Here is an 11,402-nt window from a genome sequence, read left to right on the forward strand (position 1 = left end):
ATTGAAATGAGTCAGAACGTTTACCAATTTATCGACTTACAGCGCGTTGATCCGGCAAAGAAACCGCTGAAGCTGCGTAAGATTGCCTTTGTCGAGATCTACGAGCCCTTCTCGGAAGGGCAAGCGAAAGCGCAGGCTGACCGCTGTCTCGCCTGCGGCAACCCCTACTGCGAGTGGAAATGCCCGGTTCATAACTACATCCCGAACTGGCTGAAGCTGGCAAATGAGGGGCGTATTTTTGAGGCGGCAGAGCTGTCGCATCAGACCAACACGCTGCCGGAAGTGTGCGGGCGCGTCTGCCCGCAGGATCGCCTGTGTGAAGGCTCCTGTACGCTGAACGATGAGTTTGGCGCGGTGACCATCGGCAATATCGAGCGCTATATCAACGATAAAGCTTTCGAGATGGGCTGGCGTCCCGATTTGACCGGCGTGAAGCAGACCGACAAACGCGTGGCGATTATCGGCGCGGGTCCGGCTGGTCTGGCGTGCGCGGATGTGCTGACTCGCAACGGCGTGAAAGCGGTGGTTTATGACCGTCATCCGGAGATTGGCGGCCTGCTGACCTTCGGCATTCCGGCCTTCAAGCTGGAAAAAGAGGTGATGACGCGTCGCCGTGAGATCTTCACCGGCATGGGCATTGAGTTCCAGCTCAACACCGAAGTGGGTCGCGATGTGCAGATTGACGATCTGCTGAAAGAGTACGATGCCGTGTTCCTCGGCGTCGGTACCTATCAGTCGATGCGTGGTGGTCTCGAAAATGAAGATGCGCAGGGCGTGTTTGATGCGCTGCCGTTCCTGATTGCCAATACCAAGCAGATCATGGGCTATGGCGAAACGCCGTCTGAACCCTATATCAGCATGGAAGGCAAACGCGTTGTGGTGCTGGGCGGTGGCGATACCGCGATGGACTGCGTGCGTACCTCGGTGCGCCAGGGTGCAACTCACGTAATCTGCGCCTATCGTCGTGACGAAGAGAACATGCCTGGCTCACGTCGCGAAGTGAAAAACGCGCGTGAAGAGGGCGTTGAGTTCCAGTTCAACGTGCAGCCGCTGGGGATTGAAGTGAATGCCAACGGTAAAGTGAGCGGCGTAAAGATGGCGCGCACCGAAATGGGCGCACCGGATGAGAAAGGCCGTCGCCGCGCCGAGATCGTTGCCGGCTCCGAGCACGTTGTTCCGGCTGATGCGGTGGTAATGGCATTTGGTTTCCGCCCGCACAGCATGGAGTGGCTGGCGAAACATAGCGTTGAGCTCGATTCGCAGGGCCGCGTGATTGCCCCGGAAGGGAGCGATAACGCGTTCCAGACCAGCAACCCGAAAATCTTCGCCGGTGGCGATATCGTTCGCGGTTCCGACCTGGTCGTGACAGCGATTGCCGAAGGGCGTAAAGCCGCAGACGGCATCCTCAACTATCTCGAAGTGTGATCTTGCGAAAACGATAAAAAAGGAGGCTGCGGCCTCCTTTTTCATATTCTGCGGGCAATAAAAAAGCAGAACCGGGGTTCTGCTTTTCTCAGGTTATTTCACCACACGCAGTGATGGACGCCCACCGCGCGGCGGCGGATCGTCGTCCGGATCGTTATCCTGATCCACTGCATGATCGGGTTTATCACCGTCAATAACCGACATCACCGTCTCGTTCTCCTGCTCGGGCATCTCACCATCATCGTTGAGACTGACGAGCTCTTCGTCGTAGGCGGTTTCTGGCTCAAACATGGTGCCAGCACCGTTTTCACGGGCATAAACGGCCAGTACGGCAGCCATCGGCACTTCCACCTGGCGCGGCACACCGCCGAAACGCGCGTTGAAGCGCACTTCGTCGTTGCCCAGCTCCAGGTTGCCCACCGCACGCGGTGCGATGTTTAACACGATCTGGCCGTCACGCGCATACTCCATCGGCACGCGTACGCCCGGCAACGTCACATCAACAACCAGATGCGGCGTCAGCTGGTTATCCAGCAGCCATTCGTAAAAGGCCCGCAGCAAATACGGGCGGCGTGGAGACAGTTGCGACAAATCCATGATTAACCCCGACCAAGGCGCATTTCGCGCTCGGCTTCTGTCAGAGAGGCAAGGAAAGAATCACGTTCGAAGACGCGCGTCATGTACCCTTTCAGCTCTTTCGCGCCTGTGCCGCTCAGCTCGATGCCCAGTACCGGCAGACGCCACAACAGCGGCGCGAGGTAGCAGTCAACCAGGCTGAATTCGTCATTCAGGAAGTAAGGCTTCTGGGTAAACAGCGGGCCAATCGCCAGCAGCTCTTCACGCAGCTGTTTACGGGCGGCATCGGCCTGCGCACCGCTGTTGTTCTCGATGACGTTCATCAGCGAGTACCAGTCTTTCTCGATGCGGTGCATGTAGAGACGGCTTTCACCGCGCGCCACCGGATAAACCGGCATTAATGGCGGGTGCGGAAAACGCTCGTCCAGATATTCCATAATGATGCGTGATTCCCACAGGGTGAGTTCACGATCTACAAGTGTCGGTACGCTTTGACTCGGGTTGAGGTCAATCAGATCCTGAGGAGGATTATCCTTTTCCACGTGCTCAATTTCAAAGCTGACACCCTTCTCGGCCAGCACGATGCGGACCTGATGACTATAGATGTCCACAGGACCAGAAAACAGCGTCATTACCGAACGTTTGTTGGCAGCGACAGCCATGAAAACCTCCAGGTATATTCAGAAATACTGCTACCGGACTTAATCGACCGGTCAGATGTTAGTTAGCTACCCGCGCGCACTGTCTCTCTTGTTCAAAAAACAAACAAAAAACGAACAATCCCAGCCATTTGGGCAGAAAATTGGATGATAGTTTACCAGATTTTGCGCGCTTTGTGGTGAGGGGATTCCGGAAATGCTGAAAAAGAGGAGATAAGCGATTGATTGCTGTGGATAACACAATTTTTATCCATAAAAAAACCCGGCTTGCACCGGGTTTTTCGCCAATCGTTCTGCCGAAGCAGAGGACAATTAACGTTTGGAGAACTGCGGACGACGACGTGCTTTACGCAGACCGACTTTCTTACGTTCAACCTGACGAGCGTCACGAGTAACGAAGCCAGCTTTACGCAGTTCAGCGCGCAGGGACTCGTCGTACTCCATCAGAGCGCGGGTGATACCGTGACGGATCGCACCAGCCTGACCGGAGATACCACCACCTTTAACGGTGATGTACAGGTCCAATTTCTCAACCATGTCGACCAGTTCCAGCGGCTGACGAACTACCATGCGGGCAGTTTCACGACCAAAGTACTGTTCCAGCGAACGCTGGTTGATTACGATTTTACCGTTGCCCGGTTTGATAAACACGCGAGCGGCGGAGCTTTTGCGGCGACCAGTGCCGTAGTATTGATTTTCAGCCATTGCCTATAATCCCGATTAGATGTCAAGAACTTGCGGTTGCTGTGCCGCGTGGTTGTGCTCGTTGCCAGCGTAAACTTTCAGTTTACGGTACATAGCACGACCCAGCGGGCCTTTTGGCAGCATGCCTTTAACCGCGATTTCAATCACACGCTCAGGACGGCGGGCAATCATCTCTTCAAAGGTCGCTTGTTTGATACCACCGATGTGGCCAGTGTGGTGGTAATACACTTTGTCTTCACGCTTGTTGCCGGTTACAGCAACTTTCTCAGCGTTCAGAACGATGATGTAATCACCAGTATCAACGTGCGGAGTGTATTCCGCTTTGTGCTTACCGCGCAGGCGACGAGCCAGTTCGGTAGCCAGACGACCCAGAGTTTTACCGGTCGCGTCAACAACATACCAGTCGCGTTTTACGGTTTCTGGTTTAGCTGTAAAAGTTTTCATTAAAAGCTTACCCAAATAATTAGTTTCACGTTGGTGAACACCCAAACGTTTGTCAGTTGAGGTTCACACGACAAAGTCCGGCAAACCTACCCCTTCGAATAGCCTATGCCGGCGCATAGAAAGTTTTGGGGAAAAAAAACTTTCCCGTAACGTGGGGTCGCAGGATTATAGAGAAGTCGGGGTCAAAGATCGACCCCTTTTCGTCTTTTGCTGTTGGATTTCTGCGCCAGATGGCAATGAAAAAAGGATTACGGCATATGCTCGCGTTTCAGGTACTCCTCGCTCTGCATCTCCTGCAGGCGCGATAAACAGCGCTGAAACTCAAACTTCACCCGCTCGCCCTGGTAAATCTCATGCAGCGGCGCTGCCGCGCTCACCGCCAGCTTTACGTGGCGCTCATAAAATTCATCCACCAGCGCAATAAAGCGGCGCGCCTCGTTCTCCATCAGCGTCGTCATCACCGGTACGTCAAACAGCATCACGGTGTGGAAAAGGCGCGACAGCGCGATGTAATCATGCTGACTGCGCGCATCAACACATAATGTAGCGAAAGAGACGGCTAAGGTTTGATTCTCCACGCCGAGCGTCGCCAGCGGCCGGTGGTTAATCTCCAGCTCCGGCGCATGGCTGCGCGCTGCGCCCGCCAACGCCAGCCACAGCTTATCCATCTGCTGGGTTGTCTGTTCATTAAGCGGCGACAGCCATAAATGCGCCTGCGTCAGGGTGCGTAAGCGGTAATCGATGCCGGCGTCGACGTTCATTACATCGCAAAACTGCTTGATCGCCTCAATGGCGGGCAGAAAGCGGGCGCGCTGTAAGCCGTTGCGATAGAGCTCGTCCGGCGGAATATTCGAGGTCGCCACCAGCGTAATGCCGCGCGCGAAGAGCGCCTTCATTAATCCGCCAAGCAGCATCGCATCGGTGATATCGGAAACGAAAAATTCGTCAAAACAGAGAACGTCGGTTTGCGCCTTAAAACGGTCGGCGACAATCTCCAGCGGATCGCTCTGCCCTTGCAGCGAGGTTAACTCTTCATGCACACGCAGCATAAAACGGTGAAAGTGCAGACGCTGTTTACGCTCGCCCGGCAGGCTGTGATAGAAGAGATCCATCAGCCAGGTTTTGCCTCGCCCGACGCCGCCCCACATATAGAGGCCGCGCACCGGTTCGCGCGATGCGCTGTCGCGTTTGCCCAGCAGCTTGCTGAATTTCGCCATCAGGCCTCCGCTCTGCTGTGCGGCGGGCTCCTGTTCGGCAATCAACTGTTGATAAATCGTATCCAGCCGGGTGACAGCTTCTTTTTGCACATCGTCCGGCTGATGGCTACCCTCTTTCAGGGCAGTAAGATATCGCGATGTCGGGGAAAGGCTTTGCATGGTGTTATTGTTGTTCCTTGAAAATCGATCCGCCCCCACAGGGTTGACGAAAAAAAGGCCGCTCTACACTACGCGATGCAGCGTCAGGATTCCACTTCTGCACCTTTAGCGGTTATAGTGGCACTCTCCGGCGCAGGCAAGAAGCTTGCAGCCCACCCCCTACGGAATCGAACAACAATGGGAGAAGTCATGACCTGGGAATACGCGCTAATTGGGTTAGTTGTCGGCATTATTATTGGTGCCGTGGGCATGCGTTTCGGAAACCGGAAATTGCGTCAACAGCAGGCCTTGCAGTATGAACTGGAAAAAAACAAAGCAGAACTGGAAGAGTACCGCGAAGAGCTGGTGAGCCACTTTGCCCGCAGCGCTGAACTTCTGGACAACATGGCGGACGACTATCGTCAGCTCTATCAACATATGGCGAAGAGCTCCTCCAGCCTGCTGCCGGAAATGTCCGCGGAAGAGAATCCGTTCCGCAACCGTCTGTCAGAGTCTGAAGCGAACAACGATCAGGCCCCGGTACAGATCCCGCGTGACTACTCTGAAGGCGCATCGGGTCTGCTGCGCGGTCGCGCCAATCGCAAATAAGGCATCTCACTCTCCTTATTTATACGGGCGCGTCCCCCGCGCCCGTCGCAACTTCCCCATTCCAGCTATCATTTAGTCATTCTTCGCATTGTTACCCGGTTGAAATTTCAATAACATCACTCTGTTTTGGGCATCTTTCCTTCCACTTCAGGTTACTGAGAGCCAGCATCGATGAAGAAACAAACCCAGCTGTTGAGTGCAATCGCGTTAAGTGTCGGCTTATCTCTCTCGGCACCGTTGGCAACGGCGGCGATGCCGTCACAGGTGCCTGGCCAGGGGGCGTTACCCAGTCTTGCGCCGGTTCTTGAGAAAGTGCTTCCTGCCGTGGTCAGCGTGCAGGTTGAAGGCACGGCGGTACAGGGCCAGAAGGTCCCGGAAGAGCTAAAAAAATTCTTCGGTGATGAGGCGCCTGATCAGCCGCAACAGCCGCAGCCGTTTGAAGGGCTGGGCTCCGGAGTGATTATTGATGCCGCAAAGGGCTACGTCCTGACCAATAATCACGTCATCAACCAGGCGCAAAAGATCAGCGTGCAGCTTAATGATGGTCGCGAGTTTGACGCCAAGCTGATCGGCGGCGATGACCAGAGCGACATCGCGCTGCTACAGCTGCAAAACCCCAGCAACCTGACGCAAATCGCCATTGCGGACTCCGATAAGCTGCGCGTCGGTGATTTTGTCGTCGCGGTGGGTAACCCGTTTGGCCTCGGGCAGACCGCAACGTCCGGGATTGTCTCGGCGCTCGGTCGCAGCGGCCTGAACCTCGAAGGGCTGGAGAACTTCATCCAGACCGATGCCTCGATTAACCGCGGCAACTCCGGCGGCGCGCTGCTCAATCTTAACGGCGAGCTGATCGGCATTAACACCGCCATCCTCGCTCCCGGCGGCGGCAGCGTCGGCATCGGCTTTGCTATCCCCAGCAATATGGCGCAAACCCTCTCCCACCAGCTGATTCAGTTTGGTGAGATTAAGCGCGGCCTGCTCGGCATTAAAGGTACGGAGATGAGCGCGGATATCGCCAAAGCCTTTAATCTGAATGTGCAGCGCGGCGCGTTTGTCAGCGAAGTGCTGCCCAACTCCGGCTCGGCGAAAGCGGGAATTAAATCCGGGGATGTGATTGTCAGCCTCAACGGTAAAGCCCTGAACAGCTTCGCGGAGCTGCGCTCGCGCATCGCCACCACCGAACCGGGCGCGAAAGTGAAGCTTGGGCTGCTGCGAGACGGTAAACCGCTCGACGTTGAAGTGACGCTGGATAAGAGCACCTCCGCTTCCGCCAGCGCAGAGCTGATCTCACCGGCGCTGCAGGGCGCAGAGTTGAGCGACGGGCAGCTGAAGGATGGCACCAAAGGCATTCGGGTCGGTGAAGTTGAGAAAGGCAGTTCGGCGGCACAGGCCGGCTTGCATAAAGATGATGTGATCATCGGCGTTAACCGTACGCGCGTGCAGTCCATCGCCGAGATGCGCAAAGTGCTGGAGACCAAGCCGTCGATAATGGCGCTGCACATTGTGCGGGGTAACGACAGCATCTATCTGCTGCTGCGTTAACCCTTTCCTCGTCCGGGCATCACCGCTGCGTGTGATGTCCGGATAACTCATGGTATGCTGCTGCGGTCCTTCTTTTAACGACTATCCCATCATGTATGTGAAGCTTTTACGTTCGATTGCAATCGGTGTTGTCGTCGGTGGCCTGATCATCGCCGCCATGCCGTCGCTACGTCAGAATAACCCGCTCGCGACGCATCAGTTAGACAGCGCCGATGAGACACCTGCGTCCTATAACCCGGCCGTGCGCCGCGCCGCGCCCGCAGTGGTCAACGTCTATAACCGTAGCCTGAACAGCTCCACGCACGATCGCCTCGAAATCCGCACCCTCGGCTCCGGCGTCATCATGGATCAGCGCGGCTATATCATCACCAACAAGCATGTGATCAACGATGCGGATCAGATTATCGTCGCCCTGCAGGATGGACGCGTCTTTGAAGCTTTACTGGTTGGCTCAGATAGCCTGACGGATCTGGCAGTGCTGAAAGTGAACGCCAACTCCGGGCTACCGGTCATCCCCATCAATGCCAAGCGCACGCCGCATATTGGCGATGTAGTGCTGGCAATCGGCAACCCCTATAACCTCGGGCAGACCATTACCCAGGGGATTATCAGCGCCACCGGGCGTATCGGCCTCAACCCCAGCGGGCGGCAAAACTTCCTGCAGACCGATGCATCCATCAACCACGGCAACTCCGGCGGCGCGCTGGTCAACTCGCTGGGCGAGTTAATGGGCATCAATACCCTGTCGTTTGATAAGAGTAACGACGGCGAGACGCCGGAGGGGATTGGTTTCGCCATTCCGTTCCAGCTGGCCACCAAGATTATGGACAAGCTTATCCGTGACGGGCGGGTGATCCGCGGTTATATCGGTATTGGCGGACGCGAGATTGCCCCGCTGCACGCTCAGGGCACCGGCATCGATCCGATTCAGGGGATTGTGGTTAATGAAGTGTCGCCAGACGGCCCGGCGGCGCGGGCAGGTATTCAGGTCAATGACGTGATCACCTCGGTGAACGGCAAGCCGGCGGTATCTGCGCTGGAAACCATGGACCAGGTAGCAGAGATCCGCCCTGGTTCAGAGATCCCGGTTGAAGTGATGCGTGACGACAAAAAGCTGACGCTGCACGTCACGATTCAGGAGTACCCGGCCACCAACTGACGGCCATAAAAAAACCGGAGCACAGGCTCCGGTTTCTCATTTCAGCCGCGCTTAGCGGTTGACGAAGTCGACACCAAGTTCGATATCTTTTTTCAGCGTATCCAGCATGCCTTCCAGCGACTGCTGTTCAAACGCGCTGAGCTGGCCAATCGCCTTGCGCTCTTCTACGCCGTTTTTACCCAGCAGCAGCGGCTGCGAGAAGAAACGCGCATGTTCGCCATCGCCTTCAACATAGGCGCACTCAACGATGCCGCTCTCGCCCTGCAGGGCGCGAACCAGCGACAGACCAAAGCGTGCAGCCGCCTGGCCCATGGAGAGGGTTGCTGAACCGCCACCCGCCTTCGCTTCCACCACTTCGGTGCCCGCGTTCTGAATACGTTTGGTCAGGTCGGCAACTTCCTGCTCGCTGAAGGTCACGCCCGGGATCTGCGACAGCAGCGGCAGGATCGTCACGCCAGAGTGCCCGCCAATTACCGGCACTTCAATCTCTGCTGGTTTCTTACCTTTCAGCTCAGCAACAAAAGTATTGGAGCGAATGATGTCCAGCGTGGTCACGCCAAACAGTTTGTTCTTGTCATAGACGCCCGCTTTTTTCAGCACTTCAGCCGCAATCGCGACGGTGGTGTTGACCGGGTTGGTAATGATACCGATACAGGCTTTCGGCGCGGTTTTTGCCACCTGCGCCACCAGGTTTTTCACGATACCGGCATTCACGTTAAACAGGTCAGAGCGATCCATACCCGGCTTACGCGCAACCCCTGCGGAGATCAGCACCACGTCGGCACCTTCCAGCGCTGGCGTCGCATCTTCACCGGAGAAGCCTTTGATGTTTACATCGGTCGGGATATGGCTGAGGTCTACAGCGACACCGGGAGTGACAGGTGCGATGTCGTAGAGGGAGAGTTCTGAACCTGAAGGCAGTTGTGTTTTCAGTAGTAGGGCAAGCGCCTGGCCGATACCGCCGGCCGCGCCGAGGACTGCGACTTTCATCCTAAACTCCTTATTATGGTTAGCTAAATATATTGTTACTCCGCTGCGGCGACCTTAATTCACCCTGCTAATTATGACAATAAGTGCGCCAAAATAACGCGGCACAGCCCACTGTAGCGATTTTATAAAAGGGTTAAATATGACCGTCAGATCGGCAAGCTAAGCAACTAACTTAACGAGTTTATAATATAGCTGTAGAATTCACCAAAATAACATCATATTTATAACATTTAATTTACTTTTTACTCTTATTTGCGACGTAAGCCACATGCTGATGTCCTTAACGAAAGAATTTGCTAAACTCCGCGCCCTTCCCCATAACTTTTCAGCATATTTATCTGCAGAACGTTTGCATAAAAATTCATTAATATGCATAATAATGTCGTTTTCACAGCCATATTACGGGTGACTTATGCGAAGCTCGGCTAAACAAGAAGAATTAGTGAAGGCGTTTAAAGCGCTTTTAAAAGAAGAGAAATTCAGTTCCCAGGGTGAAATTGTCCAGGCCTTACAAGAAGAGGGCTTCGACAATATCAACCAGTCCAAAGTCTCACGCATGTTGACCAAGTTTGGCGCGGTACGCACGCGTAACGCGAAGATGGAAATGGTCTACTGCCTGCCGATCGAGATGGGCGTGCCGACGACCTCCAGCCCGCTGAAGAACCTGGTGCTGGACATCGACTACAACGACGCGGTAGTGGTTATCCACACCAGTCCGGGTGCCGCACAGCTGATCGCGCGCCTGCTCGACTCGCTGGGTAAAGCGGAAGGGATCCTCGGCACCATCGCCGGTGACGACACCATCTTCACCACGCCAGCCCGCGGCTTTACCGTTAAAGATCTCTACGAAGCGATCCTCGTCCTCTTCGAACAAGAGCTTTAATCGCGCATTCCCCTCGGTTCCCGCTGAGGGGGAATGTTCGGCATTTCTTCCCTTTCAGGCGACTTTCCACCCCATATCATTTAACAAATAGTGCGATTTTTCGTTTCATTACCCTGACGCAGTCGATAGCACCGCACAAAAAATCAAAGCAATCTATCTCGCTGATTTTATTAATCCTCGTTAACTAATTCTTCGCCTTAAGCAAAATTTTTATGCCGCCAGGTTATAAAAACCGCCGGGCGTTATATGTATTCGGCTCAGTTATAATTAGCTTGGTATTAATTATTCGCGTGATTAGTGTATACTTGATTTCGTGATGGGGGTCACAAAACGAGCCCCTGAAAAAATTCAAAGAAAAGAATACGACGAGGTAAGCATTATGAATATCAAATCATCTATCGCAACTATGGGTATCCTCTCAGCACTCTCATTCGGCGCTTTTGCCGCTGACATGATCAATGCAGACCAGGCGCAAGAGCGCCAGTCTCTGGGTACCGTCTCCGTCGGCGCCATCGCCTCTTCACCGATGGACATGAACGCGCAGCTGAGCAAAAAAGCGGAAGAGCAGGGTGCATCCTCCTACCGCATCATTGAAGCGCACAGCGGTGACCGCTGGCATGCGACGGCAGAACTCTACAAATAAGTTTTACCCCAAACCCTATGAATTAATCGCTCAACGGCACCAGGCATAAGAAAAGACGTTTAACCCTTCTCGCCGTTGAGTCTCTCTTAAGGAGAACACAGTATGAAACGCAATCTGATTATCGCATCCCTTGGCCTTGCTTCCCTGATCTCATTCGGCGCGGGTGCCGCAACGCTGGTTAACAGCGATCAGGCCAGCAACCTGCAATCCGTAGGCACCGTCTCTGTTTCACAGATTGCCGGTGTACCGATGGATATCCGCCAGGAACTCTCTGCGAAAGCCGACCAGGCTGGCGCAAGCAGCTACCGCATTATTGAAGCCCGCACCGGTTCTCATACCCACGTGACGGCTGAACTGTACAAATAAACCCTCGTCGTCTGTCCGACGACTTGCCCCTGCCTCCCCTGGCAGG

At 54.7% G+C, this 11,402-nt stretch carries 13 protein-coding genes; 7 read left to right on the plus strand and 6 right to left on the minus strand.

Going from position 1 to position 11,402, the window contains the following annotated elements:
• The first annotated feature begins 6 nt into the window (after positions 1 to 6).
• Complete coding sequence (locus IAE50_RS05430; protein WP_124967172.1) at positions 7 to 1,425, plus strand: glutamate synthase small subunit; 1,419 nt, start codon at positions 7 to 9, stop codon at positions 1,423 to 1,425.
• A gap of 93 nt (positions 1,426 to 1,518) precedes the next feature.
• Here the strand turns inward: IAE50_RS05430 and sspB are convergent, their stop codons facing one another.
• The 5 genes from sspB to zapE all read right to left on the minus strand — a co-directional run bounded on the left by sspB (position 1,519) and on the right by zapE (position 5,185).
• On the minus strand, positions 1,519 to 2,022 hold the full coding sequence (sspB, locus tag IAE50_RS05435; protein ID WP_023481029.1) for a ClpXP protease specificity-enhancing factor: 504 nt from the start codon (positions 2,020 to 2,022) through the stop codon (positions 1,519 to 1,521).
• A 2-nt stretch (positions 2,023 to 2,024) separates the two neighbouring features.
• On the minus strand, positions 2,025 to 2,663 hold the full coding sequence (gene sspA / locus IAE50_RS05440) for a stringent starvation protein SspA (RefSeq protein ID WP_023480809.1): 639 nt from the start codon (positions 2,661 to 2,663) through the stop codon (positions 2,025 to 2,027).
• A gap of 309 nt (positions 2,664 to 2,972) precedes the next feature.
• Positions 2,973 to 3,365 (minus strand): 30S ribosomal protein S9, encoded by a 393-nt coding sequence (rpsI, locus tag IAE50_RS05445; RefSeq protein WP_023480836.1) that lies wholly within the window; start codon positions 3,363 to 3,365, stop codon positions 2,973 to 2,975.
• A 15-nt stretch (positions 3,366 to 3,380) separates the two neighbouring features.
• Positions 3,381 to 3,809: a 50S ribosomal protein L13 gene (rplM, locus tag IAE50_RS05450; RefSeq protein WP_023480976.1), complete on the minus strand. Its 429-nt coding sequence runs from the start codon at positions 3,807 to 3,809 to the stop codon at positions 3,381 to 3,383.
• Between the two features lie 248 nt (positions 3,810 to 4,057).
• A complete protein-coding gene (gene zapE / locus IAE50_RS05455) occupies positions 4,058 to 5,185 on the minus strand; it encodes a cell division protein ZapE (RefSeq protein WP_200579754.1) in 1,128 nt (375 codons plus the stop codon).
• Between the two features lie 189 nt (positions 5,186 to 5,374).
• On the opposite strand from zapE, the gene zapG reads away from it, so the two are divergent.
• From zapG to degS, 3 genes are all read left to right on the plus strand, one after another.
• On the plus strand, positions 5,375 to 5,773 hold the full coding sequence (gene zapG / locus IAE50_RS05460) for a Z-ring associated protein ZapG (protein ID WP_023480758.1): 399 nt from the start codon (positions 5,375 to 5,377) through the stop codon (positions 5,771 to 5,773).
• Between the two features lie 171 nt (positions 5,774 to 5,944).
• Positions 5,945 to 7,315, plus strand: a complete 1,371-nt coding sequence (degQ, locus tag IAE50_RS05465) for a serine endoprotease DegQ (RefSeq protein WP_200579755.1) — start codon at positions 5,945 to 5,947, stop codon at positions 7,313 to 7,315.
• Between the two features lie 91 nt (positions 7,316 to 7,406).
• Positions 7,407 to 8,474, plus strand: a complete 1,068-nt coding sequence (gene degS, locus IAE50_RS05470; protein WP_023480784.1) for an outer membrane-stress sensor serine endopeptidase DegS — start codon at positions 7,407 to 7,409, stop codon at positions 8,472 to 8,474.
• A 51-nt stretch (positions 8,475 to 8,525) separates the two neighbouring features.
• On the opposite strand, the gene mdh is transcribed toward degS, so the two are convergent.
• A complete protein-coding gene (mdh, locus tag IAE50_RS05475; RefSeq protein ID WP_042715833.1) occupies positions 8,526 to 9,464 on the minus strand; it encodes a malate dehydrogenase in 939 nt (312 codons plus the stop codon).
• 412 nt (positions 9,465 to 9,876) lie between these two features.
• On the opposite strand from mdh, the gene argR reads away from it, so the two are divergent.
• The 3 genes from argR (at position 9,877) to yhcN (IAE50_RS05490) (ending at position 11,356) form a co-directional block, all read left to right on the plus strand.
• Positions 9,877 to 10,347: a transcriptional regulator ArgR gene (gene argR / locus IAE50_RS05480; RefSeq protein WP_023480960.1), complete on the plus strand. Its 471-nt coding sequence runs from the start codon at positions 9,877 to 9,879 to the stop codon at positions 10,345 to 10,347.
• A 379-nt stretch (positions 10,348 to 10,726) separates the two neighbouring features.
• Positions 10,727 to 10,990 (plus strand): peroxide/acid stress response protein YhcN, encoded by a 264-nt coding sequence (gene yhcN, locus IAE50_RS05485; protein ID WP_200579756.1) that lies wholly within the window; start codon positions 10,727 to 10,729, stop codon positions 10,988 to 10,990.
• A gap of 102 nt (positions 10,991 to 11,092) precedes the next feature.
• Positions 11,093 to 11,356 carry a peroxide/acid stress response protein YhcN gene (gene yhcN / locus IAE50_RS05490; RefSeq protein WP_124967168.1) on the plus strand — a complete coding sequence of 88 codons (264 nt, stop codon included), beginning with the start codon at positions 11,093 to 11,095 and terminating at the stop codon, positions 11,354 to 11,356.
• Positions 11,357 to 11,402: the final 46 nt, after the last annotated feature.

The organism is Kosakonia sp. S42 (assembly GCF_016624785.1).
Taxonomy (GTDB): domain Bacteria; phylum Pseudomonadota; class Gammaproteobacteria; order Enterobacterales; family Enterobacteriaceae; genus Kosakonia; species Kosakonia cowanii.

Excerpts from the sequence above, each read along its gene's own strand:
- IAE50_RS05430 (WP_124967172.1), top strand. The coding sequence starts at position 7 with ATGAGTCAGAACGTTTACCAATTTATCGACTTACAGCGCGTTGATCCG.
- sspB (WP_023481029.1), bottom strand. The coding sequence starts at position 2,022 with ATGGATTTGTCGCAACTGTCTCCACGCCGCCCGTATTTGCTGCGGGCC.
- sspA (WP_023480809.1), bottom strand. The coding sequence starts at position 2,663 with ATGGCTGTCGCTGCCAACAAACGTTCGGTAATGACGCTGTTTTCTGGT.
- rpsI (WP_023480836.1), bottom strand. The coding sequence starts at position 3,365 with ATGGCTGAAAATCAATACTACGGCACTGGTCGCCGCAAAAGCTCCGCC.
- rplM (WP_023480976.1), bottom strand. The coding sequence starts at position 3,809 with ATGAAAACTTTTACAGCTAAACCAGAAACCGTAAAACGCGACTGGTAT.
- zapE (WP_200579754.1), bottom strand. The coding sequence starts at position 5,185 with ATGCAAAGCCTTTCCCCGACATCGCGATATCTTACTGCCCTGAAAGAG.
- zapG (WP_023480758.1), top strand. The coding sequence starts at position 5,375 with ATGACCTGGGAATACGCGCTAATTGGGTTAGTTGTCGGCATTATTATT.
- degQ (WP_200579755.1), top strand. The coding sequence starts at position 5,945 with ATGAAGAAACAAACCCAGCTGTTGAGTGCAATCGCGTTAAGTGTCGGC.
- degS (WP_023480784.1), top strand. The coding sequence starts at position 7,407 with ATGTATGTGAAGCTTTTACGTTCGATTGCAATCGGTGTTGTCGTCGGT.
- mdh (WP_042715833.1), bottom strand. The coding sequence starts at position 9,464 with ATGAAAGTCGCAGTCCTCGGCGCGGCCGGCGGTATCGGCCAGGCGCTT.
- argR (WP_023480960.1), top strand. The coding sequence starts at position 9,877 with ATGCGAAGCTCGGCTAAACAAGAAGAATTAGTGAAGGCGTTTAAAGCG.
- yhcN (WP_200579756.1), top strand. The coding sequence starts at position 10,727 with ATGAATATCAAATCATCTATCGCAACTATGGGTATCCTCTCAGCACTC.
- yhcN (WP_124967168.1), top strand. The coding sequence starts at position 11,093 with ATGAAACGCAATCTGATTATCGCATCCCTTGGCCTTGCTTCCCTGATC.